21 protein-coding genes and 1 pseudogene are annotated in these 23,320 nt (G+C 69.6%); 11 read left to right on the top strand and 11 right to left on the bottom strand.

What is annotated here, in order from left to right:
• Window positions 1-59 precede the first annotated feature (59 nt).
• Window positions 60-1,805, top strand: coding sequence for a cutinase family protein (locus tag ACQ5DX_RS23005; RefSeq protein ID WP_430334789.1), 1,746 nt, complete (start codon window positions 60-62; stop codon window positions 1,803-1,805).
• Window positions 1,806-1,832: 27 nt separating this feature from the next.
• On the opposite strand, the gene ACQ5DX_RS23000 is transcribed toward ACQ5DX_RS23005, so the two are convergent.
• The 3 genes and pseudogenes from ACQ5DX_RS23000 to ACQ5DX_RS22990 all read right to left on the bottom strand — a co-directional run bounded on the left by ACQ5DX_RS23000 (window position 1,833) and on the right by ACQ5DX_RS22990 (window position 5,207).
• Window positions 1,833-2,078: a hypothetical protein gene (locus ACQ5DX_RS23000; RefSeq protein ID WP_430334788.1), complete on the bottom strand. Its 246-nt coding sequence runs from the start codon at window positions 2,076-2,078 to the stop codon at window positions 1,833-1,835.
• Window positions 2,079-2,116: 38 nt separating this feature from the next.
• Window positions 2,117-2,287, bottom strand: a pseudogene (locus ACQ5DX_RS22995) (SDR family NAD(P)-dependent oxidoreductase); the annotation flags it as partial.
• A gap of 571 nt (window positions 2,288-2,858) precedes the next feature.
• A complete protein-coding gene (locus ACQ5DX_RS22990) occupies window positions 2,859-5,207 on the bottom strand; it encodes a heavy metal translocating P-type ATPase (protein WP_430334787.1) in 2,349 nt (782 codons plus the stop codon).
• 167 nt (window positions 5,208-5,374) lie between these two features.
• Here ACQ5DX_RS22990 and ACQ5DX_RS22985 point away from each other — a divergent pair, with 167 nt between their 5' ends.
• The 3 genes from ACQ5DX_RS22985 to ACQ5DX_RS22975 are packed head-to-tail and all read left to right on the top strand — an operon-like array spanning window position 5,375 to window position 7,966.
• Window positions 5,375-6,046: a hypothetical protein gene (locus ACQ5DX_RS22985; protein WP_430334786.1), complete on the top strand. Its 672-nt coding sequence runs from the start codon at window positions 5,375-5,377 to the stop codon at window positions 6,044-6,046.
• Window positions 6,046-7,230 carry a PrsW family intramembrane metalloprotease gene (locus ACQ5DX_RS22980; RefSeq protein ID WP_430334785.1) on the top strand — a complete coding sequence of 395 codons (1,185 nt, stop codon included), beginning with the start codon at window positions 6,046-6,048 and terminating at the stop codon, window positions 7,228-7,230. Before ACQ5DX_RS22985 ends, ACQ5DX_RS22980 begins: the two co-directional genes overlap by 1 nt.
• A 43-nt stretch (window positions 7,231-7,273) precedes the next feature.
• Window positions 7,274-7,966: a TIGR00266 family protein gene (locus ACQ5DX_RS22975; RefSeq protein WP_430334784.1), complete on the top strand. Its 693-nt coding sequence runs from the start codon at window positions 7,274-7,276 to the stop codon at window positions 7,964-7,966.
• Window positions 7,967-7,976: 10 nt separating this feature from the next.
• Here ACQ5DX_RS22975 and ACQ5DX_RS22970 read toward each other — a convergent pair whose 3' ends face one another.
• Window positions 7,977-9,521 carry a flavin-containing monooxygenase gene (locus ACQ5DX_RS22970; RefSeq protein ID WP_430334783.1) on the bottom strand — a complete coding sequence of 515 codons (1,545 nt, stop codon included), beginning with the start codon at window positions 9,519-9,521 and terminating at the stop codon, window positions 7,977-7,979.
• 156 nt (window positions 9,522-9,677) lie between these two features.
• Here ACQ5DX_RS22970 and ACQ5DX_RS22965 point away from each other — a divergent pair, with 156 nt between their 5' ends.
• Complete coding sequence (locus ACQ5DX_RS22965; protein WP_430334782.1) at window positions 9,678-10,025, top strand: UBP-type zinc finger domain-containing protein; 348 nt, start codon at window positions 9,678-9,680, stop codon at window positions 10,023-10,025.
• Window positions 10,026-10,061: 36 nt separating this feature from the next.
• Window positions 10,062-10,943, top strand: coding sequence for an aminoglycoside phosphotransferase family protein (locus ACQ5DX_RS22960; RefSeq protein WP_430334781.1), 882 nt, complete (start codon window positions 10,062-10,064; stop codon window positions 10,941-10,943).
• A gap of 162 nt (window positions 10,944-11,105) precedes the next feature.
• Here the strand turns inward: ACQ5DX_RS22960 and mihF are convergent, their stop codons facing one another.
• From mihF to ACQ5DX_RS22945, 3 genes are all read right to left on the bottom strand, one after another.
• Window positions 11,106-11,420: an integration host factor, actinobacterial type gene (gene mihF / locus ACQ5DX_RS22955; RefSeq protein ID WP_005516808.1), complete on the bottom strand. Its 315-nt coding sequence runs from the start codon at window positions 11,418-11,420 to the stop codon at window positions 11,106-11,108.
• Window positions 11,421-11,550: 130 nt separating this feature from the next.
• Window positions 11,551-12,330: an enoyl-CoA hydratase gene (locus tag ACQ5DX_RS22950; protein ID WP_430334780.1), complete on the bottom strand. Its 780-nt coding sequence runs from the start codon at window positions 12,328-12,330 to the stop codon at window positions 11,551-11,553.
• 83 nt (window positions 12,331-12,413) lie between these two features.
• Window positions 12,414-12,857, bottom strand: coding sequence for an SRPBCC family protein (locus ACQ5DX_RS22945; protein ID WP_430334779.1), 444 nt, complete (start codon window positions 12,855-12,857; stop codon window positions 12,414-12,416).
• Between the two features lie 69 nt (window positions 12,858-12,926).
• On the opposite strand from ACQ5DX_RS22945, the gene pepN reads away from it, so the two are divergent.
• Window positions 12,927-15,413: an aminopeptidase N gene (gene pepN, locus ACQ5DX_RS22940; RefSeq protein WP_430334778.1), complete on the top strand. Its 2,487-nt coding sequence runs from the start codon at window positions 12,927-12,929 to the stop codon at window positions 15,411-15,413.
• Between the two features lie 352 nt (window positions 15,414-15,765).
• On the opposite strand, the gene ACQ5DX_RS22935 is transcribed toward pepN, so the two are convergent.
• The gene (locus tag ACQ5DX_RS22935; protein ID WP_430334777.1) at window positions 15,766-16,173 is read right to left on the bottom strand and encodes a DNA-binding protein; all 408 of its coding nucleotides are present in this window, start codon (window positions 16,171-16,173) and stop codon (window positions 15,766-15,768) included.
• Between the two features lie 103 nt (window positions 16,174-16,276).
• On the opposite strand from ACQ5DX_RS22935, the gene ACQ5DX_RS22930 reads away from it, so the two are divergent.
• On the top strand, window positions 16,277-16,699 hold the full coding sequence (locus tag ACQ5DX_RS22930) for a hypothetical protein (RefSeq protein WP_430334776.1): 423 nt from the start codon (window positions 16,277-16,279) through the stop codon (window positions 16,697-16,699).
• Here ACQ5DX_RS22930 and ACQ5DX_RS22925 read toward each other — a convergent pair.
• A complete protein-coding gene (locus ACQ5DX_RS22925) occupies window positions 16,691-17,911 on the bottom strand; it encodes an MFS transporter (protein ID WP_430334775.1) in 1,221 nt (406 codons plus the stop codon). The genes ACQ5DX_RS22930 and ACQ5DX_RS22925 overlap by 9 nt on opposite strands.
• A 75-nt stretch (window positions 17,912-17,986) precedes the next feature.
• Between ACQ5DX_RS22925 and ACQ5DX_RS22920 the strand changes: the two genes are divergently transcribed.
• The 3 genes from ACQ5DX_RS22920 to ACQ5DX_RS22910 all read left to right on the top strand — a co-directional run bounded on the left by ACQ5DX_RS22920 (window position 17,987) and on the right by ACQ5DX_RS22910 (window position 21,004).
• Complete coding sequence (locus ACQ5DX_RS22920) at window positions 17,987-18,439, top strand: MerR family transcriptional regulator (protein WP_430334774.1); 453 nt, start codon at window positions 17,987-17,989, stop codon at window positions 18,437-18,439.
• Entirely contained in the window at window positions 18,436-19,197 is a 762-nt protein-coding gene (locus tag ACQ5DX_RS22915) for an ABC transporter permease (RefSeq protein ID WP_430334773.1), read from the top strand. The genes ACQ5DX_RS22920 and ACQ5DX_RS22915 overlap by 4 nt, the downstream gene beginning before the upstream one ends.
• A gap of 121 nt (window positions 19,198-19,318) precedes the next feature.
• Window positions 19,319-21,004: an alkaline phosphatase D family protein gene (locus ACQ5DX_RS22910; RefSeq protein WP_430334772.1), complete on the top strand. Its 1,686-nt coding sequence runs from the start codon at window positions 19,319-19,321 to the stop codon at window positions 21,002-21,004.
• A gap of 19 nt (window positions 21,005-21,023) precedes the next feature.
• Here ACQ5DX_RS22910 and ACQ5DX_RS22905 read toward each other — a convergent pair whose 3' ends face one another.
• Together ACQ5DX_RS22905 and ACQ5DX_RS22900 are read right to left on the bottom strand one after the other, a co-directional pair.
• The gene (locus tag ACQ5DX_RS22905) at window positions 21,024-21,854 is read right to left on the bottom strand and encodes an HpcH/HpaI aldolase/citrate lyase family protein (protein ID WP_430334771.1); all 831 of its coding nucleotides are present in this window, start codon (window positions 21,852-21,854) and stop codon (window positions 21,024-21,026) included.
• Entirely contained in the window at window positions 21,851-23,311 is a 1,461-nt protein-coding gene (locus tag ACQ5DX_RS22900; protein ID WP_430334770.1) for an NAD-dependent succinate-semialdehyde dehydrogenase, read from the bottom strand. The genes ACQ5DX_RS22905 and ACQ5DX_RS22900 overlap by 4 nt, the downstream gene beginning before the upstream one ends.
• Between the last annotated feature and the right edge of the window lie 9 nt (window positions 23,312-23,320).

Raw genomic sequence — 23,320 nt, 5'->3', positions numbered from 1 at the left:
GACGCGCGGTACGGGGGTCGTCCGCTCGTCATCCGTGTGGTCGGGTTTGGGGAGTGGACATGACTATTCGCGGTTTCTTCGCGCGGCATCGGGTGACGGCGGGGGTGCTCACCCCGGCCGCGCTGGGGGTGGCGCTGCTGGTGGCTCTGACCTGGGCGCTGTGGTCGGCTCCGCCGCGCACCATCGACACCGAGCTGACGGCGTCCACCGCCGACTGCCACGACATGGTGACCCTCTCGATCGCCGGGCGCGGTGACACACCGCGCCCGGGCACCACGAAGATGCTCGTCGACGCCAACGGCAAGGAACTGCCCGCGGCGTCGGCCGACGACTACGTCAGCACGTGGATCGACCAGGCCTCGAGCGCGCCGCTGAAGGCCGTCGGGCCGGGTTCGTACGCCGCGATGTACATCTCCTACCCGGCCGACATGTCGAGCTACGAGGACTCGGTGAACACCGGGGTGGCGAACGCCGAATCGGTGATCCGGGCGATCCGGACGTCGTGCCCGGACACCAAGTTCGCGATCGTCGGATACAGCGAGGGCGCCGACGTCGCCCGCCGCGTCGCGATGAACGTCGGCCACCAGGAGGCGGACGCCGACGGCAAGTACGGGCTCGTGGATCCGGCCGACGTCGTCGGTGTCGTCATCCTCGCCGACGCCGGCCGCGCCGACGGCCAGGGCCCGTTCCCGGGTGCGAAGAACCCGTTCACCAACCCGGACGGCTTCGACCTGAAGTACCAGAACGGCAAGAACCCGATCCCCGGACAGGGCGCGCTGCCGGACACCGGCGGCTCCGATTTCGGGGCGCTCGCCGGCCGGGTGGCGTCGTTCTGCTCGGACGGAGACCTCACCTGTGCTGCACCGCAGAACATTTCGCTGCTGCAACTGGTGGTCAACGTGGGCCGGCAGCTGAACATCGACGCGCTCGAGCGCGAGCAGTTGACCCTGGCGACCGGCATGGACGTCGCGACGGTCCTTTCCCGTATCGCGCTCAACGCGTTCGCGGAGATCAATTCGCAGCCCGACTGGATGAAGAGCGACCAGACGTTCCTGGACGTGCTGCTGCAGGTGTCGGATCCGTCGTACACCGGTCCCACCACGACTCCGACCACGACTCCGACCACGACACCGACGACCGAGCCGGGAACGAGTCCCGTTTCGGGTGAAGCGGATTCGATCTCGACGGACAAGATGTCGCCGCTCGCGTACCTGCCGCAGAAGCTGTTCAAGGAGATCATCGGCCTCATCGTGACGAACCAGAACACCATCCCGGTGATCATGAGCGATCCGTACCAGCTGACGCTGGCCCGCGACGTCGGGCACCACTTCGACTACTGGCGCGACGCCGATCCGGCGACCGGCAAGCCGCTGACCTCCGCCGACTACGCCGCCGCATGGCTGACGTACCTGGCGAAGCAGGCCCAGAACGGTCAGAAGGTGGATCCGAAGGCGAAGCTCAGCTCGGCCGAACTGTCCGCCGCGTTGAGCGAGGTCACCTCGTCCTCGGACGCGCCGTCGCCCGCGTCGTCGTCGGCCCAGGCGGCATCGGCCGCACCGTCCGCCGATCCGACGTCGCAGCCCGCTACCGACGCGGCAGCGGGGACTGTCCCGCCCACCGATGTCGCAGCGTCGACCCCCGAGGCGCCGGCCGCCGCGACGACGCCGGAGGACGCCGTGACGACGACGGATGCACCGGTCGCTCCGGAGACGACGTCGCCCCAGGCGGATTCGTCCACCGCGACCGCAAGGGCTACCACCACCGCGGTGCCGACGACGACCGTCGCGCCGACGCCCAGTCGATAGCGCTGATCGAGCGCAGGCCCCGGCCGCTCACTGTCGAGCGGTCGGGGCCTCTCTGACTGTCACCAGCCCGCCGTGAGTGGATTCGTCGAACACCATGAGCGCCACCGACAAATACAGGGGCTTCCAGCTGCCGTCCAGGCCCCGGACACGGATCACACCCTCGACGTTGCGATACGCCAGCTCCTGCACCATCGATTTCGCGAGCGACAGGTCGTCGGGATGAATGGCCGGTTCGGGTTCGCCGACAGCGTTTCCCCACGCGATGCCCGGCATCGGTTGATTGCGCTACTTGATCAGCGTCAGCGCTCCGCCGTTTCCACCAGCGGCCCTTCGACATTGCCGGACAGGGCCAGGGAGGCCCCCGAGCGTGCCAGCTGGACCGCCAACTCGCGGCCGATGCCGGTCCCCGCGCCGGTGACGGCGACGACGCGACGATCGAAGTACCCCAACGAACTTCCCTTCGTCCTACTCCACTGCACCATCCTGACTACCAGAACCGGAGGTCGCGTGCACATTCCGGAACGTGATCGTCATGCCCGGGAACGTCTTTCGCGAGGTGGAAATGACCACCGGGCGACCGGTCCGCGTCGGGGGTTCGGACCGATCACCCGGTGGCCGAACGGCCCGACACGCGCGGAAACCCGCGGTAGTGGCCGAGCCGAGTGAGGAGACGCCGTCACCGATCGCGGAGAGCTGCGTGGTCGGGGGACGCCGAACCGGTCTGTCTCGTCATTGCGCTACAAGCAGACCCGACGTCGACGAGGCTGCAGGAGACCCGGAGGGGCGCGCGAGTGCACTGTAGGACACGGGTCGATGACCGGGCAACAACCACGGCGTGTCGCAGGCAGGGAGTGGAGGCCCGGGCGGTGGCGTCGGAAGGGGCCCGGCGCCACCGCCCGGCCGCGGTCCACCAGGTCGGGGGTCCGGGGGCCGCGGTTGCCGACCGAACGGGCCGGCCAGCAATCCGAACGTTAATTGGGTTCCCGGCGGGGTTGTAGGGGGATTTACCCCGTCCTGGGACGGGGGTCGCCGTGGGGTCCCCCCATCGGAGTGTCAGGCGTTCGGTGTGGAGTCCGATTCGGGCGCGAGAGTGAAATAGTTTTCCTCCTCCTGCACGAAATGCAGGCGCAGCAGCGCGTGCAGCCCGTACAGGCACGCGAGCAGGTCGTCGACCTGGTCGGCGGCGATCCCGCCGGCGGTGTCGGCCCGGGCGAGGTGGGTGCGCAGCCGTCGGGCCAGCCGATCGATCTCGGCGTGCATGCGGCTCATCGTCGCGGTGGCCTCGACGGTGCCCAGCGGCGTCGCCAGCGCCGGGTACAGCTCGCGGTCCTCGGCCTCCTCGTGCGGCAGCAGGGTGTCGAACAGGAACGAGTCGACGCGGCGCAGCGCGGTGTGCGCGGCGGCGCGGTCACCGGTCACGAGGAGATCCGCGGTGTCCCGCAGGATCGAGAGCTGGTCGCGCAACTCGTCGTGCTCGGCGGAGAACCGGTGCAGCATCGCCTCGGTGTGCTCCGGGAGCGGGATCTCCTCCGCCCGGTCGCCACGCAGGGCGCGCAGTGCATTGAGGATCACCGCGACGTCGATCCCCTCCTGCAACAGCGCGCCCGCCGCGGGCGGCAGCAGCCCGAACGCCGCGAAACCCATGGCCACCAGCGACAGACCCATACCGACGGTGGCGCTCTGCACCGCGATCCGGCGGGAGCGTCGCGCGATCGCCATCGCGTCGGCCAGGTGGTCGAGTCGGTCGGTGGTCAGCACGACGTCCGCCGCTTCCGACGTCGCCGTCGAGCCGCGGGCGCCCATCGCGACGCCGACGGTCGCGGCCGCCAGCGCGGGCGCGTCGTTGACGCCGTCACCGACCATCACGGTGACCGCCCGCTCGCGTTCGGCGCGGACGCCCGCCACCTTGTCCGCGGGGGTCTGTTCGGCGCGGACGTCGTCCAGGCCGAGGACGGACCCGATCTCCTCGGCGGGCTCGCGCCGGTCCCCGGTGAGCATCACCAGTCGGTTCAGCCCGGCCGACCGGAGGCGACGGAGGGTGCGGGACGCGTCGCGGCGGACCGGGTCGACCAGCAGGATCGCCCCGGCAATGGTGCCGTCGACGGTGACCCACGCGACGGCGGCGCCGTCGAGCGCGGCCCGCCCGTGGGCGGTGCGTGCCCAGGCGGGGGCGTCCGCCGGCAGGGAGAGGGTGCCGACGGAGACGCGGTGGCCCTCGACGGTCGCGGTGACGCCGGTGCCGGCCTCCTCGTCCACGGCGGTCGGCAGCGACAGTGCGAGGCCCCGCATCTTGGCTTCCTGGACGATCGCGTCGGCCAGCACGTGCGGGGACAGCTGGTCCGCCGACGCGGCCAGCCGCAGCACCGCGGTGGCGTCGGCGTCGGGTGCGGTGAGCACGTCGGTTCCGGTGGGACGTCCGGTGGTCAGGGTGCCCGTCTTGTCCATCACCAAGGTCGTTGCGTGGCCGAGGTTCTCGAGCGCGCCGCCGCTGCGGATCACGACGCCCAGGCGTGAGGCGCGGGAGAGTCCGGACACGATCGCGACCGGTGCAGCCAACAGCAACGGGCACGGCGTCGCGACGACGAGCACGGCCACGGCGCGCGTCGCCGATCCGCTGAAAAGCCAAGCGGCACCGGCCACGGCGAGCGCGAGGGGCAGGAACCAGGCCGCGATGCGGTCCGCGACGCGCACGACCGGCGCGCTCTCGGCAGCGGCATCGCGCGCCAACCGCACGATGCCGGCATACGTGCTCTCTTCGGCGGTGGTGCGGGCCTCCATCTCGAAGGCGCTGCCGGCGTTGACGATTCCACTCCTGACGGCCTCGCCGCGCCGGCGCTGCACGGCCAACGGCTCACCGGTGAGGACGGATTCGTCCAGCACGGCCGACTCCGACGTTACCCAGCCGTCGACGGGCACCACCTCGCCCGGGCCGACGACGAGGGCGTCGCCGGCCACGACGTCGTCGAGCGGAACGGTGTCCACGTCGTCGCCGACGCGCCGGCGGGCGGTGCGTGGGGCGTGGTCGAGCAGCGCCCGCAGATCCTTGGTCGCGCGGCGCTCGGCGGCCGCGTCGAGCGCCTGTCCGGTGGCGAGCATGACGGCGATGAGGGCCCCGGCGAGGTACTCGCCCACCAACAGGGTGCCGATCAGCGACAGGACGGCGATGAGGTCGACGCCGACGCGCCGCCGGCGGAGCGCGTCGACCACCCACCAGGTCGCGGGCACGATCGCGACGACGGTCCCGGCGATCCACCACGCGTCGGCGACGGTGTCCGCGTCCGCGAGCCACGCGATCCCGCCGGCGACGAGTGCCACGAGCGTGACCACCAACAGGGCGGGTTCCTTCAGGCGGCGCAGCAGAGCGCGTCGCCGGGACCGTGCATCGGGTGGCGCGTTCACCATGACGCTTCCCTCTCCCCGGGGGGTACGACTCGACGGTACCGCGCCCGGCGTCGGTGGATTTCCGATCTGCCGCGCGCCCCGGCGCGTCCGGGTCGTTCGACGTGCCGGAAGACAAATCGGGCGTTACGTTCTGGGTAACCGATCGACCTGGGTGACGGGGAGGCTGTATGACGGACACGGATCTGAGCCAGGGTGGATCGGTGGCCCCGGAACCGTTCGATCCCGGTGACCGGTGGGTTCCGGTCGACCGCCGGTGGCTCGGCCTCGACCGGCGGACGATCGCGCCGGCACTGGTCGTGCTGGCGTTGGCGTTGTTGATGGGCAGCGTGCTCCCGTTGATCAACGAAGCGGTTCCGTACGACGACAAGGTGGTGGCCGGCGACGTCGTCGAAGTCCGGGGTGGGGTGACGTTCGTCCCGGCCGCCGGATGGGGCATCACCGACGGTGTGCGGGCCGGTCATCGCCCGGTCAGCGGGGAGTACCCGGACTCCGCGACCGTCGTCGACGGCGACGTCTCGTTCACCATCCGGGCGGCGCCGTTCGAGGGCGACGCGGCCGCGCTGCTCGAGCAGATCCGGACCACCACCTCCGAGCTGAAAGGCAGCGCGGGGTACCACTTCACCGGCGAGCCCACGGACATCACCACCGCGAGCGGTGCCCGCGGAGTCGCGTCGCGGTTCCAGGGAAACCGCTCGGACGGCACGATTGCGGCCTTCGTCTTCGACGGTCTCGGTGTCGAGGTCGTCGCCTACGGCCCACCCGATGTCACGGACAATCCCGCGGCCGAGGTCGCCGCGATGGTCTCGAGCATCGAACACGCGAACGGAGGCAACAGCTGATGTCCGGTACCGCAACGGAACTCGAGGCCCGGCGTGCGGCAGCGATCCAGGACTCCGGCTGGAGCCGGTCCTACGCCTTCTACCAACCGCGCAACCTCGCGTTCTGGGGTTACCTCCTGCTGGTCGTGTCCGGGGTGGCCACATTCGTCTCCACACTGATGAGTCGATACGACGCCTACGCCGAGGCGATCACCGTCTCGGTCGTCCTGTTCGCCCTCTACGGCGCGGTGTTCTGGTGGTTCACCCAGCACATCGACCGGTACGCGCGACAGCCTGCCAAGCTCATGGTCGTGGCGTTCATGTGGGGTGGCTTCGCCGCGACGTGGGCGATGGCGGCGCACGCCAACGACGCGATCCGCACGCTGTACGCGAAGGGGATCAGCCAGGCTTGGTCGTTCGACTGGGGTGCGGGTCTCGCGGCGCCCTTCACCGAGGAGATCGCGAAGGGGGCCGGCCTGGTGCTGCTGATCGCGATGGCGCCCAGGCTGATCCGGACCGCGTTCGACGGTTTCATCCTGGGTGCCTTCATCGGCCTCGGCTTCCAGATCATCGAGGACATCGCGTACGCGATGACGTCGGCCGGTTCGCAGTTCGGCGCGAACCAGGTGGGCGCCGCGATGGGCACGATCGTCCTGCGGATGCTGGTGGGGGTCGCCGCGCACATCCTCTACAGCGCGGTGTTCTGCGCCGGCCTGGTGTACCTGCTGGGTCGGCCCGCGGAACCGCGCCGAGTGGGTCGTGGGCTCGCACTGATTGCGAGTGCGATGCTCCTGCACGGCCTGTGGGACTCGATGGGCGCGATCTCCGGTGGCAACACGTTGCTGCTCATCCTGCTGCCGGTGGCCATCATCGTCGTCGCGCTCGTCCTGGTGTCCCGCGTGTTCACGATGACGGTGTCCCGTGAGCGGCGGTTCATGCACGACATCATGTCGCCCGAGGTCGCGCGTGGTGTCCTCACCGCGGAGGAACTGCAGGCGATCAGCGGGGACCGCAAGGCGCGCAGGAGGTTCCGGAAGTCCGGTGCCGACCGCGGGGAACGTAAACGGCGCGGATACGTGCTCGACGCGGCCTTCGACCTCGCCGACGAACTCGCGACCGCGCACGGCGCCGACACCGATCGGGTGGAGTTCGCGCGCAACGAGGTTGCCCGTATCCGTGCCGGGGTACCGTCCCCGGTCGTCTGACCACCAGGCCCCCACCGGGGCGTACCGAGCTTGGAAGGAATCCATGAAAACCGAGATCAGCTGCGGCCCGTCGTTCGCGTTCGCCGAGATCAGCATTCCCGCCGGAGGGTCCGTCCGCGTCGAGGCCGGGGCGATGGCGATGATGCGGGGCGACGTCGCGATCACCACGTCCACCCGCGGCGGATTCATGAAAGGTCTCCGGCGTTCCCTGGGCGGATCCAGCTTCTTCGTCAACGACTTCAGCAGCGAGAGCGGCGGTGTGGTGGCCGTCGCCGGTGCGCTCCCGGGTGACATCGTCGAGACGACCGTCGACGGCGGGACGGCGCTGCTGGTCCAGTCCGGCTGCTGGATCGCGTCGGACCCGACCGTCGACGTCGACTCCAAATGGGGTGGCAGCAAGGGCTTCTTCAGCGGGGCCGGGCTGGTTCTGTTGCGGTGCAGCGGAAACGGCGAGATCCTGCTGTCCAGCTACGGCGCCATCCGCCCGGTCACGCTTGCACCCGGCGAGACGATCACCCTCGACACCGGTCATGTGGTCGCGTTCGACGAGACCGTCGAGTACCGCATCCGCAAGGCCGGCGGATGGAAGTCGATGATCCTCGGCGGCGAGGGCATTGTCACCGAGTTCACCGGACCGGGCCGCGTGTGGATGCAGACCCGGAGCACGACGGACCTGGTGGACTGGCTGCGTGCGAGGATGCCGTCGAACAACGGCAGTAGCAGCAGCAACAGCTGAGCCGGGCAGGTCAGTCCGGGCTGACGAGGTCGCCGCCCGACTTCGCCGACGTCGGCTCGGCCCGCGAGAACGTCAGCGTCCCGTCGTCGACCGGGGTGTCCCGCAGCACGACGACGTCCTTGTAGTAGTCCATCTGCAGGTTCCACGGGTCCTCGGTGCCGGCCTGCGGCCACAGGTCCAGGGACCGCTGGACGTATCCGGCGGCGAAGTCGAGCAGCGGCCGGGTCTGCATGTCGGGCCGGTGGTTCTCGGCGACCGCGACGGCCGCGCCGCGGCGGTCCATCTCGGTGAACAGGCGGCACAGGTAGTCGGCGACGAGGTCTACCTTCAGTGTCCACGGGGCGTTGGTGTACCCGACCGCGAACGAGAAGTTGGGGATGTCGGAGAGCATCGTGCCCTTGAACGCCAGTCGTTTCGTGATGTCGACGGGTTCGCCGTCGACCCGGAGTTCGATGCCGCCCAGGGCAAGGAGATCGAGGCCGGTCGCGGTGATGATGATGTCGGCGTCGAGGTGCCTGCCGGACGCGAGGGCGATCCCCGTCTCGGTGAAGGTGTCGATGGTCTCGGTGACGACCGACGCCTTCCCGTTCCGGATGGTCTTGAACAGGTCGCCGCCGGGCACGACGCACAGGCGCTGGTCCCACGGGTCGTACCGGGGGTTGAAGTGCGTGTCGACGTCGAAGCCGGGCGGGAGCAGTCGCTTGTTCAACCGGCGGATGACCGCGCGCGCCTGGCGGGGAAAGCGCTGACAGAGCTTGTAGATCCAGACGTTCTGCGCGATGTTCTTCTTCCGGGTGAGCCGATAGCCGCGTTCGTCGCCGAGGACGCGCCGGAAGACGCCGGCAAGCGCATCCTCAGCGGGCAGCGGGATGACGTACGACGGCGACCGTTGGAGCATCGTGACGTGTGCGGTGGCGTCGGCCATCGCCGGAATGAGCGTGACGGCGGTGGCACCGGAGCCGATGACGACCACGCGTTTGCCCGCGTAGTCCAGGTCCTCGGGCCACTGCTGGGGGTGCACGATCAGGCCGTGGAACCGGTCGCCGCCCGGAAATTGGGGGCTGTAGCCCCCGTCGTAGTTGTAGTACCCACTGGCGCAGAAGAACCAGTTCGCCGTGTACGTCACCGTGTCGCCGCTGTCCCCGAGTCGGGCCGTGACCGTCCACCGCGCATCGGCCGGCGACCAATCCGCACGAATCACCTTGTGGTTGTAACGGATGCGCCGTTCGATGTCGTACTCGCGGGCGGTCTCGCGGATGTAGTCGAGGATGTCGCCGGCCGGTGCCAGTGCCTTGCGGCCCCGCCACGGCTTGAAGTCGTACCCGTAGGTCTGGACGTCGGAGTCTGAGCGGATCCCCGGGTAGCGGAACAGGTCCCACGTGCCGCCGGACGAGGCGCGGGCCTCGAGGAGCAGTAGCGACCGGTCGGGGTGTTTGCGGCGCAGGCGAGCCGCCACCCCGATCCCGGACAGGCCGGCGCCGACGAGGAGGACGTCGACGTGCTCGGGTCCGGCCGGTCCGGGTCCGGTCGAACCGGCGGGGTGCTCGGGGCTCATCGCATCCTCCGGGGTACGGGGTGAACCACTTCTGTACTGCACGGTATCCCGACGGGCGTCGATGGCGCGACAACTTCGAACAGGCGTCCGGACAGCGTCGGGGCGCGGAACAATGGGACCGGGCCCGCAGGACGCCTACCGGTCGAGGAGGTACCCGTGAACGAGACGTCCGACATCGATCCGAGCGCACCGCCGAGTGGCGCCGGGTGCACCGAGTGCGACGTGGCGGGCGGGTGGTGGTTCCACCTGCGCCGCTGTGCTGCGTGCGGCCACATCGGCTGCTGCGACTCGTCCCCCGGCCGGCATGCGAGCGCGCACGCCGCGGCGACCGGGCATCCGATCATCCGCAGCTTCGAACCCGGCGAGGAGTGGTTCTGGGACTACCGCACCCAGGACTTTGCCGAGGGGCCGGAACTGGCACCCCCGCAACACCATCCGATCGACCAGACGACACCCGGCCCGGCCGAGCGGGTTCCCGCCGACTGGGCGGATCGGCTGCACTGAGCTGCTGCACTGAGCGCCACCGGATACGGTCGGGACATGATCGAGGTACCCGCCGCGCTCGTGGCCATGCAGCACAAGCACGGCGGTGCGGCCGGCCGCGCGTTCGTCGACGCTCTTCCCCGGCTCGTCGACGTGATGCTCGAACGGTGGAACCTCACCCCGACCGGAGCGCCGATGCACGGGTGGTCCGCGCTGGTGCTGCCCGTTCGTGATCGCCGCGGCGACGAGGCCGTCCTGAAGCTGCAGGCGGTGGACGAGGAGACGATCGGCGAGGCGGCGGCGCTGCGGGCCTGGGACGGCTCCGGCGCCGTGCGCCTGCTCTCGCACGACGACGACACCGGCGCGATGCTCCTCGAGCGGCTCGACTCCTCCCGGCACCTGTCGAGCGTCGTCGACTCCCGCGTCGCGGTACAGACCCTCGCGGAACTACTGGCCCGGCTGACCGCGCACACCGCGCCGGAGGGCATGCGCCGACTCGGGGACGTTGCCGCCGCCATGCTGGACGACACCCCGGCCGCATCCGGTCGCCTGCAGGATCCGGAGGATCGGCGGGTGCTCGCCGATTGCACGGCGGCGGTGCGAGAGGTGGCGAGCGCGTCCGGCAACCGGTTGCTGCACTGGGATCTGCACTACGACAACGTCCTCGCATCGGAGCGAGAGCCGTGGCTCGCGATCGATCCCAAGCCGCTCGCCGGCGACCCGGGATTCGAACTGCTGCCCGCCTTGACCAATCGTTTCGCACCCGACGAGATCCGCTGGCGGTTCGACCTCATGACCGAGGTGCTCGAACTGGACCGGGACCGCGCCCGTGCCTGGACCCTGGGACGGATCCTGCAGAACGGTCTGTGGGACATCGAGGACGGCGCACGGCGCCTGGACCGGGAGCAGGTCGTGATCGCACGGATTCTGTTGGCCTGAACTACGTCCCGTCACGTTCAGGCGAATTGTGCGAATTGCGGCATCTGCCGGGCTTTTGGTGTGACTACGCCCCGGTCGCCGGAGTGGTGCGAGCCTGACGGCGGTGGACACGCAGCGACCCGCACCGTCGGGTGCGGGTCGCTGCGTTCGCGCTGAGGGTGGTCAGCTGCTGAGCTTGGCGATCAGGTCGGCGCGCTGACGGGCGCCGAGGCCGGAGACGCGACGGGTCTCGGCGATGCCGACGGATTCGGCGATGTCGCGTGCCTTGATCTTGCCGACCTTCGGCAGGGATTCGAGCAGGTACAGCACCTTCGTCTTACCGACCAGTTCGTCGGTGTCCGCCTTGTCGAGCACTTCCACGAGGGTGAGCTTGCCCGACTTGAGACCTTCTCTCAGTTCGGACCGCGCCTTGCGGGACGCGGCAGCCTTCTCGAGGGCGGCGGCGCGCTGTTCGGGGGTCAAGGTGGGCAATGCCATGGATGTGCCTCTCTCTCGCGGGTACCCGGAATGAAACGTCAGGCTGGGATGAACCTCAGGCTAGAACGGGAAGCGCCCGCGCGCGCGTCAACTGCGCCCCGCGTGTCGAGCTTGCTTCCCCGGGATCGTCTCATTTGCCCTTCCACAACGGCTTTCGCTTCTCGAGGAAGGCACTCATTCCTTCCTGGGCGTCGAAGGTGACGGCGTTGGTTGCCATCGTCTCGGTCATCAGCTCGTACGCCTCGTCCTGCGGGAGGTCGATCTGCCGGTAGAAGGCCTGCTTGCCGATCGCCAGCGTGAGCGGGCTGGCCTCGGCGATCCGCGCCGCCAACTCATGTACACGAGCGTCCAGTTGGTACGGCGGCGCAACGATATTGACCAGCCCCCACTCGGCGGCGGTGGCGGCGTCGATGGTCTCGCCGGTGAGCAGCATCTGCATCGCGCGCTTGCGTCCGACCGAGCGGCTGAGCGCGACCATCGGGGTGGAGCAGAACAATCCGATCCGCACCCCCGGCGTCCCGAAGACGGCGTTCGACGACGCCACCACCAGGTCGCACGATGCGGCCAGCTGGCATCCCGCGGCGATCGCCGGGCCCTGGACGGCGGCGATCACCGGCTGCGGGATCTCCTGGACCGTGTCCATCATCTCGGTGCACACCTCGAAGATCACTCGCTCGTCCTCGATGTCGCGGTCGATCATCTCCGACAGGTCGTGCCCGGCCGAGAACGCCGGACCGTCCGCGGCGATCACCACCACCCGCACCGATTCGTCGTCGGCGAATGTCCGCAGCGCCGCGGTCACGCCGCGCATCATGTTGACGGACAGCGGGTTCCGTTGATCGGGGCGACCCAGGACGACGGTGGCGACGCCTGCCGCGGGGTCGATCTCGGTCCTGACGGGTGTGTCCATGGCGTACCTTCCCACGATCGTTCGGCTGCCCCCGATGCTACGGCGGCAGCCGCCGTCCGGCGACAGGGAAGGATCGAGGTCGATCAGCCCTCGATCGCCGACTTGATCCGTAACGCGAACGCCGGGGCGTCCTTTCGCGCGGCACGCAGCGCGAGCGGTGCGACGAGCTTGCCGATCCCGTGTCCCGCCAGCACGTTGAAGATCGTCACCTTCGTCGCGCCGTTGCCGGACGCCTCCAGGTCGTATCCGCCCTCGACCGCCGTCACGATGTTCTTCGACCGCTCGGCCCACCGGATGCGGCGCGGTGCGTCGAACTCGGTGATCTCGAATTCGCGCTCGGTGGTCATTCCGGCATCCTTGACGGTGCTGGCGAAGACGGTTCCGACGCCGGGCGGACCCGGGGTCTTCTGGACGATCTTCTGCACCCGCGGACTGAACTTGGGGTCATTGGTGCCGGCCGCGAGAAACTGGAAAACCTCGTCGATGGGACGATCGACCACCGTCGTGCCTTCGAAAAGTCCTGACATGGCGAACCCCGTTCGGTGTGGTTGACCGGAGATCATTCGGACTCTACTCGCGGCTGGCAGGATCGGGGTGTGAGTATCGCGAACCTGACCCGTGCCGAGACCGCCGCGCGATCCGCGGCGGTGACCGTCCGCTCCTACCGCGTCGAACTCGACGTGTCGGCCGCGCCGGACCAGTCCGAGGCTGGATTCCTGACCACCACGACGGTGGAGTTCGACGCGACCGTCGCAGAGACCTGGCTCGACTTCATCGGACTCGAGATCCGGTCCGTGATCGTCAACGGTCAGTTCGTCGACGTCGAGTACGACGGCGCGCGCGTCCCGCTGCACGGGTTGCGGCGGTCGAACACGGTCGTGGTGAGCGCCGTCGGCGAGTACAGCCGGTCCGGCGAGGGGCTGCACCGGTTCCACGACCCGGTCGACGGTCAGACCTACCTCTACACGCAGTACGAGCCGTCGGACGCGCGCCGGGTGTTCGCCTGCTTCGAACAGCCGGACATGAAGGCGCCGTTCACGTTCGCGGTCACCGCACCCACCGGGTGGGAGGTGGTGTCGAACCGGCCCGCTGCGGTGGTCGAGGACGACGGGGAGCGTCAGGCGGTGGAGTTCTCGCCCACCCTGCCAATCTCCACGTACATCACCGCGATCGTCGCCGGTCCGTACCACCACGTCGAATCCGTCTGGAACCGAGGCGATCTCGAGGTGCCGCTGGGAGTGTTGTGCCGGGCGTCGCTCGCGCGGTACCTGGACGCCGACACCATCTTCGAGGTGACGAAGCAGGGCCTCGACTTCTTCGCCGAGCACTTCGAATACCCGTACCCCTGGGGCAAGTACGACCAGGTGTTCGTGCCCGAGTACAACCTGGGTGCGATGGAGAATCCCGGCTGCGTCACCTTCACCGAGGCGTACGTCTTCCGCGGCGCGGCGACGGCCGCGCAGTACGAGGCGCGGGCGAACACGATCCTCCACGAGATGGCGCACATGTGGTTCGGCGATCTCGTGACGATGGTGTGGTGGGACGATCTGTGGCTCAAGGAGTCCTTCGCCGACTACATGGGTGCCCTCGCGAGCGCCGAGGCCACCGAATGGGTCGACGCGTGGGTCGCGTTCGCGAATCGTCGTAAGGCGTGGGCATATTCGCAGGATCAGCTGCCGACGACGCATCCGATCGTGGCCGACATCGTCGACCTCGAGGCCGCCAAGCTCAACTTCGACGGCATCACCTACGCGAAGGGCGCGAGCGTCCTCAAGCAACTGGTCGCCTACGTCGGGCGGGAGGCGTTCTTCGAGGGCGCGCGCCGATACTTCCGCGAACATGCCTTCGGTAACACCACTCTCGCCGACCTGTTGACCGAACTGTCGGCGGCGTCGGGGCGGGACCTGGCTGCGTGGGCGCAGGCCTGGCTGCAGACCACCGGGGTGTCGACGCTGAGCCTCGAGGCCGGCGGGGGATACGAGATCGTCCAGACCGATCCGCGCCCACACCGGCTGGCGGTAGGACTCTACGACGTCGACGACGCCGGTAACCTCGTTCGGCGGGACCGGGTGGAGTTGGACGTGGTCGCGGAGCGCACGCCCGTCGAACTGTCCGCGGCTCCCCTGCGCCTGCTCAACGACGGCGACCTCACGTACGCGAAGGTGCGACTCGACGCCGGGTCGCTCGAGACGGTGGAACGCTCGCTGGACCGGGTCGTGGACCCGTTGGCCCGCGGCCTGATCTGGTCGGCGCTGTGGAACGCCACCCGTGACGGCGACCTCGACCCCGAGCGGTATCTGGCGATGGCCCGCGCCTTCGCGCCGGCGGAGGCCAACACTGCGCTCCTGACCGCGGTCCTGGCGAACGCGTCGTTCGCGATCGGGCACTACCTACCCGTCGACAGCCGGGACCGCCGGCGTCGGGAGTGGCTCGAGACGTGCTGGGCGGCAACACACGACGCCGACCCCGGTTCGGGTGGCCAGCTGGCCTGGGCCCGCGCGGCCGCGTCCGCGGCGGTGGTCGATGACCACCACGCCGCCGACATCCGGGCGATCCTCGATGGCGACCGGCCGGCGCCGGACGGGCTGCCGTTGGATCCGGACCTGCGGTGGGCGCTGTGGACGGCGCTGTCCGCGACGGGGCACGCCGATCCGGACGCGCTGGACGTGGAACTGGCGCGTGACGACACGGCGTCCGGTCGCACGGCCCACCTGCGCGCCCTCGCGGCCCGCCCCGACGCGGGGGTCAAGGCGCGGGCCTGGACGTCGGCGCTCGAGGACACGGCGCTCAGCAACGACCACCTCGATGCCGTCATCGCCGGATTCCGGGCGGGTGAGCGGCGCGACCTGATCGCCGGGTACGACGACGCCTACTTCACGGCGATCAGCACGGTGTGGGCGCAACGCAGCATCGAGATCGCTCGCCGGATCGTGCTCGGACTCTTCCCGGCGTCGGACTCCCTCGATGCGGTGGACTCGTGGTTGTCGGCAAACCCGGATGTTCCGGCCGCATTGCGTCGTTTGGTGCTCGAGCAGCGCGATCACCTGGCCCGTGACTTGCGGGTGCGCGGGGCCGCTTGTTAACGCCGGGTGTCGCTGTTTTTACGTACGCCGCACTCCGCGTTTCTTTTCTGTAAGGGCTGGCCGATTCCGTGGATGACCCCTTGGAACACGGTCGTCCGGTCCGTTAGATATGCAGTGGCGCCGACAACGGCGATCCAGGAGAAGCATCGCTTCAAGGGAGTAAGGGGTATCAAATGGGTTCTTCCGCAGCGGATCTCGGCAAGGTTGCAGCAGGCGCGACGCTGATCTCGACGGTCATCGGACTGGTCGCCGGTGTCGCCGGCGTCGCTGCCTTGTTCATCTGAGCAGCGCAGCGCCAGCGCACGTTCGGGCCCGAAGCCGCTGTGGGCTTCGGGCCCGAACCATGTCGGAGTCAGGTGCGCTTCACCAGTCGGTCGTACCGCTGTCGCGCCGCCTGGGTGCTGCCCAGGCCCAGGCCGAAAGCGATCTCCTGCCACGTCATTCCGCGCTGCCGGGCGATGCCCAGGAGTAGCGCCTCGAGTTGGTCCATCTCGGCCCGCGCCTTGGGGATCAGGCCGAGCGCGGCGGTGATGTCGGCGTCGTCGATCTCCGGTTCCCCGGCATCCGGTGTGTGCACACCACCGGCGATCGCGGCGACGATGCGAATCGCGCCCAGGGGGTCGAGCATCTCGGGGTGGGACTGCCTCGCGCGTTGTTCGGGTGTGGCGCCGTGCCGTTCGGCGATCCGGAACAGTCCGGCGTACTCGCGGTGTGCGCGCTCGCGGCTGGGGTTGGGGGGAGTGAATTGCTCGTCGGACATGCCTCCAGGGTTCCAAGTGAACATCTTGTTGTCAATCAATATGTTCTCAACGAAGTGTTCATGTCCTGTAATGCGGGCCGCCGCACAATGCGATGCAAGGGGCATGAACCTAACGAAACGGTCGGTCGGTGTCGTCCTCTCCGTGACGGGCTTCACCGCCCTCGGGCTGGGAGTGCCCACCGCCGCAGCCGATGTCACCCGGGTCGATGCGAACCCCGGCTTGAGCTACACATGGACCCCGGACGGGGGATTCGAGCAGCGGTTCGGCACCAACTGCATCTACGCGCTCACTGCGGCAGTCGACAATCCCGCACCGGTGTCCTTCTACGATTTCCAGACGGCCTCGACGGTTCTGCCGGGACATCTCGCCCGGGTTATCGACGGCACGGCCACCGTCGCGTGGATCCCGCATGCCACCGGAGGCCATCGGATCATGGCGTACCAGACCTCAGCGGGTGGCCCGGACGTCACCGTTCAGGTCGGCACGGGGATTCCCCTGGGCCCTGCCTGTTTCGTCCTACCCTGACACCGCTCGTCCCGCCCGGTCGTATCCCGCCCGCATGCTCGCCACTGCATTGACGGCGAGCAGGGTGAGGAATGCCCCGAGCGGGACGGTCCACGATCCGGTGCGGCCGTGCAGCCACGACGCGAGGATCGGGCCGGTGGCCGCGATGAGGTAGCCGCCCGTCTGGGCCACGGTCGACAGCACGGCCACGTGGTCGGGCGTGCGCCCGCGCCGGGCGTACAGCACACCTGCGACGGCCTGACCGGCGCCGAGTCCGACACCGAGGATCAACGCCCACGCGACGGGGGCCGTGCCGGGTGCGATCAGCAGGCCCGCGAAGCCCGCGGCGCACACGGCGACGATCGCCAGGATGTGAGGGCGCTGGTCGACGCTCGCGGCAGCGAGGATCGGCGCCACCAGCCCACCCGCGGCGACGCCGACGATGAACAGCGCCTGCATGTTTCCCGCGGTCCCGTTCGAGACCCCGGCAGCGACCAGGATCGAGGGCAGCCACGCGAGCGTCGCGTAGAACAGCAGCGTCTGGATGCCGAAGAAGACCGTCAGACTCCACGCCGTCCACGTGCGCAGCACCCGCGGCCGGTCATGATCCGACGTCGCCGCGTGGGCGTCGGGCTGGGGCGCGTGCCGCAGTTGCGGGACCGTGCCGGCGAGCGCCAGGACGGCAGGAATCACGGCGAGTCCGATTGCCGGTGGCCAGGATTCGCCCGACGCTCGCCACACCGGGATCATCAGCGCCGCGATCACGGCCGATCCGGCGCCCATCGACATCGCGTAGACGCCCATCATCACGCCTGTCCGCTCTGGCGCGAATCGCTTGCGCACGAACACCGGAACGAGCACGTTCACCACCGCGGTCGCAACGCTGACGACGACGGTGCCGACGATCAATCCGGGCATCCCTGCCATCCGGACCAGCGCCCCGGCGAGGAGCAAGGCACTGGCGGCGAACAGGGCGCGCTCCTCGCCGAGGTGTCTGCGGGCGAGGACGGCGAGTGGCGCGAAGAGTCCCATGACCAGCGGCGGGATCAGTCCGAGCAGCGTCACGGTGGACGCGTCGAACCCGGCGACCGGGGCCAGCGGGCCGATCTGGCCGAAAGCCACGCGGGTGTTCGCGCTGATCAGGACGAAACCGGCAACGAGCAGCACCGTCGAGGTGCCGACACCTGCCCGGGAGGTTGCCGCCGGTGCGGCACCGGTCTGCAGAGGCTGCACTGAGCGTTCCTTTCCGAGGAGTAGGCTCACAGCGTCCACACTCAAGTGGGCTTGAGCGCAAGTCGGAGGTGTCGCATGCCCGACGACCTCTTCTCGATTTCCGACGTCGCGCGGGCCTTCGGCCTGTCCGTGCCGGCGCTGCGGTACTACGAGGAACGCGGTCTCATCGAGGCGTCCGAGCGTCGCGGTCGGGTCCGCTATTACAGCCGCGACGACCTGGGGCGGCTCGCCTACATCCAGCTGTGGCACGAGGACGGCATGCTGTCGCTCACCGATACACAGGCGATCGTCGAATCGGACACGGTGGCGGACCGCAGCCGGTTGATCGAGGACCAGGCTGCCCGGATGCGTGAGCGCATCAGCAACCTGTCCAGGGCGGTCGCGGTGCTCGAGCACATGCTCGGCTGCCGTACCGACCGGGCGCGCGACTGCCCGATGACCGGGGGTTATATCCGGGCCCGTGTCGACGCGGCCCTCTCCGGCGAGGATTTCGCGGACGACTTCCTGCCGAAGGCCACCGACCCGTGACCAGCTCGCTCGCGAACCCCGGCCTCGCGCTGTTCGTCCTGTGCGTGGTCATGGTCGGGTGCGCGGCCGTCGTGTACCGCTTCGCCGGGCTCGGCAACCCGCTCACCGCGCCGTGGGCCGCGGCCCGTGGCGCGCTGCAGTTGGCGGCGATATCGCTGATCCTGGCCGCGGCGCTCGCGCACCTGTGGTCGTCGTTGCTGGTTCTGGCCGTGATGTTCGTGGCGGCCGCGGTCACCGCCGGCCGCCGTGCGCGGGCCGGGCGGTCCGCGGCGTGGCTCGCGGTGGCGCTGGGATGCGGCGTCGGCGTCGTCCTTCCGCTGATGCTGATCAGTGGGGTGGTGCCGTTGCAGGGGGTGGCGCTCGTGCCGATCGGGGGCATCATGCTCGGCAACGCGATGACCGCGACGGCCCTCGCCGCCAAGCGCGGTCTCGACGCGATCGACCTGCGGCGCGGCGAGGTGGAGGCCGGCCTGAGCCTCGGATTCAGCGTGCGGGACGCGCACATGGAGGTGGTCGGGCCGTCCGCCTCCGACGCCCTGCTGCCCGGGCTCGATCAGACGCGGACGGTGGGCCTGGTGACTCTTCCGGGCGCATTCGTCGGCGTGCTGCTGGCCACCGGCTCGGCCGTCCAGGCGGGAGCGGTGCAGATCCTGGTGCTCGTCGGCGTGCTGCTGGCGCAGACGTGTGCGGTGGCGGTCGCCATCGAACTGGTCGCCCGCGGCGTCGTGCACCGGCGAGGGTCGCGCCCGATGAGGTGATCCGCCGGAATCGTCGCCGCTCCTGTCGCTGCATGGAACGTGGACGGAACAATCGATGAACAACTCGGTACATCTCCCGATCCGAGTTGAACGAGCGTCCGAGATTCGTTGTGATCCAGTGGTGTTCGAGAACAGCATTTCCGGAGTGGTGAGCCGGCGGGGACTCCTGCGCGGCTCGGTCGTACTGGCGGGTGCCGGTGTTGCCGTCGCGGCCGCGGGCCGCGCGTCGGCGGGCGTACCGGCACCCGGATTCGTCCACGGTGTGGCGTCCGGTGATCCGCTCCCCGACCGCGTGATCATCTGGACCCGGATCACTCCGGCAGCCGACGCGCTGCCGGGTTCGGGTGTGGGGCCGACGGTTCCGGTGACCTGGCAGGTGGCCACCGACCCGGACTTCGCGCATGTCGTCCGCGACGGCGCCGTGAACGCGGGGCCCGAGACCGACCACACCGTCAAGGTCGATGTCACCGGGTTGCGCCCCGGCACCGGCTACCACTACCGGTTCGCGGCGCTCGGGCAGGCGTCGCCGGTCGGACGCACGCGCACCGCACCGGCCACCGACGCGGACCTCGGACGGCTGCGGTTCGGTGTTGTCTCGTGCTCCAACTGGGAGGCCGGCTACTTCGCGTCGTACCGGTTCCTGGCCGAGCGCGACGATCTCGACGCCGTCCTGCACCTCGGTGACTACATCTACGAGTACGGTCGCGGCGAGTACGGGGCGCGGGGCGGTTCCGTCCGTCTGCACGATCCGGCGCACGAGATCGTCTCGCTCGCCGACTATCGGATCCGCCACGCGCAGTACAAGACCGACCCCGATCTCATGTCGCTGCACGCGAAGGTGCCGTTCATCGCGACGTGGGACGACCACGAATCGGCCGACAACTCGTACGACGGCGGCGCCGAGAACCACGATCCCGCCACCGAGGGCGACTGGGGTGCCCGCAAGGCGGCGTCGGCGCGGGCCTACTTCGAGTGGATGCCGGTGCGGGTCGACGGCTTCGGCCCGGACACCCCGCTGTACCGGCGTTTCCGGTTCGGCAATCTGGCCGAACTCTCGATGCTCGACCTGCGTACCTACCGCGACGAGCAGGCGACCGCGGGCGCCGGATGGCGAAACGTCGACTCCCCCGACCGAACCATCACCGGTCGCGCGCAAATGGATTGGCTCACCAGTGGCATCGTCACGTCGTCGACGCAGTGGAAGATCGTCGGCAACCCGGTGATGATCACGCCGTGCGTGTTCCCGCCGCTCGACCATCGCACCATGGGGGCGATCACCGACATGATCGGTGTCCCCGACGCGGGCATCCCGTACAACACCGATCAGTGGGACGGCTACACCGCGGACCGGCGTCGTCTGTTCGACGCGATCACCGCGAACGGGGTACGCAACGCCGTCTTCCTCACCGGTGACATCCACACGTCGTGGGCGTGCGACCTGCCGGTGGATGCTGCGAACTATCCCGGTGCCGGAACGGTCGGCACCGAGTTCGTGGTGCCGTCGGTGACGTCCCCCAACATCGACGACTCGCTGGGTGTGCCGCCGCGCACCGCGACCATTGCCGCCGAGGAGGCGTTCAAGGCGTTCAACCGGCACGTCCGATACGTCGAACTCGACTCCCACGGCTACGGCGTGTTCGAGATGAACAAGCAAGGGGCGCAGATGGACTGGTTCTTCGTCAGCGATCCCACGGATCCGCGTGGAACCGTGCGGCACGCGGCGAGCTACCGGGTCGCCGACGGCACCCAGCAGGCGCACCCGGTGTCCGGCCCGCTCGATCCCGCCGGCTACCGCCCGGGGGCGTGAGCGGCGCGCGCCTGACGGCTCAGTCCCCGACCGGGATGCCGAACTGGCGGGCGCGGTGCAGCAGCGTCTTCGCGCCCGCCAGGCGCGGCATGTCTGCACCCGAGACCACACGTTCGCCGTGCTCGCCGAGCCGGTCGATCGTCGCGGTCGCGGCGGCGATGTCGTCGGCAGACGGTGTCAGGGCGTCGTTGACGACCGCCGTGTCGGACGGGCGCACCGCGAGCTTTCCGGTCATGCCGAGTTCGGCGGCGAACCGGGTGTCGGCACGCACCGAATCCGGTCCCGCGCTGGGGCCGTCGATCGGGCCGGGTAGTCCGGCGGCCCGACTGGCGACCACCAGCTGCGAGCGGGCGTGGGTGAGCGCGACGGCGGTGTCCGCGATGCCGGTGTCGTGGCGGAAGTCGCCTACACCGAACGCGAGTCGGACCGCCGGTTCCGCGTCGGCGATCTCCACCGCGCGAGTGAGGGCGCGGGCCGACTCGATCATCGGCACGATCGGCAGACCGGGCAGCAGCCGGGCCGTGCGGAGCACGTCCTGCGCCGACTCGGCCTTGGCGAGCACCACGCCGAGCAGCCCGGACGCGCCCCGGACCGCGTCGACGTCGAGCAGATGCTGCTCCGACGTGACGTCACTGATCCGCACCCAGGATCGGTTGCTGCGCAGCCACTCCCGGGCGATTTCCCGCGCTTCGACCTTGCGGGCGAACGGGACCCCGTCCTCGAGGTCGACGATCAGGCAGTCGGGTTTCGCGGCGGCGGCGGCGCTCAGCCTGTCGGTGCCCACGGCCGCGGCCAGGAGCCAGGACCGTGCGATCGCGGTACTCGCCGTCGCATGCTCCGCCGCTGTCACAGCGCGATGTACTTGGTTTCGAGGTATTCCTCGATGCCCTCGGTTCCGCCCTCACGACCGAAGCCCGAGTGCTTGACGCCACCGAACGGCGCCGCCGCGTCGGAGAGGATGCCGCGGTTGACGGCGACCATGCCCGTGTCCAGCGCGGCGGCGATGCGCATCGCGCGGTCGAGATCGCGGGTGTAGAAGTACGACGCCAGGCCGTATTCGGTCGCGTTGGCGGCCGCGATGCCTTCCTCCTCGGTGTCGAAGCCGACGACGACGGCGATCGGGCCGAAGATCTCCTCCCGCAGTACGCGTGCATCGTCGGGGATCCGGTCGAGCACCGTGGGGGAGTAGAAGTGGCCGGCTCCCTCGGGTGCGAAGCCGCCGGTGCGCACCCGCGCGCCGCGGTCGACGGCGTCACGTACCAGGCCCGCGACCATGTCCCGCTGGTCCGCGTTGACCAGCGGCCCGATGTCGGTGTTCGGGTCCACTCCCGGACCGGTGCGCAGCGCGGCGATGCGCGCGGTCAGTTTGTCGGTGAACTCCTCGACGACGGCGTTCGACACGTAGAAGCGGTTGGCGGCCGTGCACGCCTGCCCGCCGTTGCGCATCTTCGCGGCCATCGCGCCGTCCACCGCGGCGTCGACGTCGGCGTCATCGAACACCACGAACGGGGCGTTGCCGCCGAGTTCCATCGACGTGCGCAGAAGCTGATCGGCGGAGTTGCGTACCAACAACTTTCCGACCGGCGTGGAGCCGGTGAAGGTGACCTTCCTCAGTCTCGGATCGCCCATCAACGGCCCGGACAGCGCGGACGCCTGCGACGTAGGCAGGATCGACAGCACGCCCTCCGGCAGACCGGCCTCGGCGAACACCTCGCCGAGCAGCAGCATCGTCAGCGGCGTCTCCTCGGCCGGTTTGACGATGATCGTGCAACCGGCCGCGAGGGCGGGTGCGATCTTGCGGGTTCCCATGGCCAGAGGGAAGTTCCACGGCGTGATCGCCAGGACCGGCCCGACCGGCACCTTGGTCACGAGGATGCGCCCGTTGCCACCCGGCGCGGATCCGAACCGTCCGCCGACGCGGACGGCCTCCTCGCTGAACCAGCGCAGGTACTCGGCGCCGTACGCGACCTCGCCGCGCGCCTCGCCGATCGCCTTGCCCATCTCCAGGGTCATGACGGTGGCGAAGTCCTCGGCACGCCGTCGCACCAACTCGAAGGCGGCACGCAGGATCTCGGCCCGATCGCGCGGCGGGGTCGCCGCCCACTCCCGCTGCACTCCCACTGCGAGATCGAGCGCCCGGAGTCCGTCGGCCGGGGTCGCGTCGGCGACGTGGGTGAGGACTTCGCCGGTCGCGGGGTTGCGCACGGGGAAGGTCGCACCGTTCTCGGCGGGGGTCTGCACGCCGCCGAGCCACAGGTTCGTGGGAACGGCGTCGACGATGCCGGCGCTGGTGGTGAGGGTGGTCATCGAGTCAAC

Source organism: Rhodococcus sp. ACT016, from assembly GCF_050477185.1.
Taxonomy (GTDB): domain Bacteria; phylum Actinomycetota; class Actinomycetes; order Mycobacteriales; family Mycobacteriaceae; genus Prescottella.
Note: the sequence above shows the minus strand (reverse complement) of the source record. Positions and strands in the feature narration are given on the sequence as shown.

Coding starts and splice junctions, on each gene's coding strand:
- ACQ5DX_RS23005 (WP_430334789.1), top strand. CDS start 60: ATGACTATTCGCGGTTTCTTCGCGCGGCATCGGGTGACGGCGGGGGTG.
- ACQ5DX_RS22930 (WP_430334776.1), top strand. CDS start 16,277: ATGAACCTAACGAAACGGTCGGTCGGTGTCGTCCTCTCCGTGACGGGC.
- ACQ5DX_RS22960 (WP_430334781.1), top strand. CDS start 10,062: ATGATCGAGGTACCCGCCGCGCTCGTGGCCATGCAGCACAAGCACGGC.
- ACQ5DX_RS22920 (WP_430334774.1), top strand. CDS start 17,987: ATGCCCGACGACCTCTTCTCGATTTCCGACGTCGCGCGGGCCTTCGGC.
- ACQ5DX_RS22985 (WP_430334786.1), top strand. CDS start 5,375: ATGACGGACACGGATCTGAGCCAGGGTGGATCGGTGGCCCCGGAACCG.
- mihF (WP_005516808.1), bottom strand. CDS start 11,420: ATGGCATTGCCCACCTTGACCCCCGAACAGCGCGCCGCCGCCCTCGAG.
- ACQ5DX_RS23000 (WP_430334788.1), bottom strand. CDS start 2,078: ATGCCGGGCATCGCGTGGGGAAACGCTGTCGGCGAACCCGAACCGGCC.
- ACQ5DX_RS22950 (WP_430334780.1), bottom strand. CDS start 12,330: ATGGACACACCCGTCAGGACCGAGATCGACCCCGCGGCAGGCGTCGCC.
- ACQ5DX_RS22990 (WP_430334787.1), bottom strand. CDS start 5,207: ATGGTGAACGCGCCACCCGATGCACGGTCCCGGCGACGCGCTCTGCTG.
- ACQ5DX_RS22970 (WP_430334783.1), bottom strand. CDS start 9,521: ATGAGCCCCGAGCACCCCGCCGGTTCGACCGGACCCGGACCGGCCGGA.
- ACQ5DX_RS22975 (WP_430334784.1), top strand. CDS start 7,274: ATGAAAACCGAGATCAGCTGCGGCCCGTCGTTCGCGTTCGCCGAGATC.
- ACQ5DX_RS22945 (WP_430334779.1), bottom strand. CDS start 12,857: ATGTCAGGACTTTTCGAAGGCACGACGGTGGTCGATCGTCCCATCGAC.
- ACQ5DX_RS22935 (WP_430334777.1), bottom strand. CDS start 16,173: ATGTCCGACGAGCAATTCACTCCCCCCAACCCCAGCCGCGAGCGCGCA.
- ACQ5DX_RS22980 (WP_430334785.1), top strand. CDS start 6,046: ATGTCCGGTACCGCAACGGAACTCGAGGCCCGGCGTGCGGCAGCGATC.
- ACQ5DX_RS22900 (WP_430334770.1), bottom strand. CDS start 23,311: ATGACCACCCTCACCACCAGCGCCGGCATCGTCGACGCCGTTCCCACG.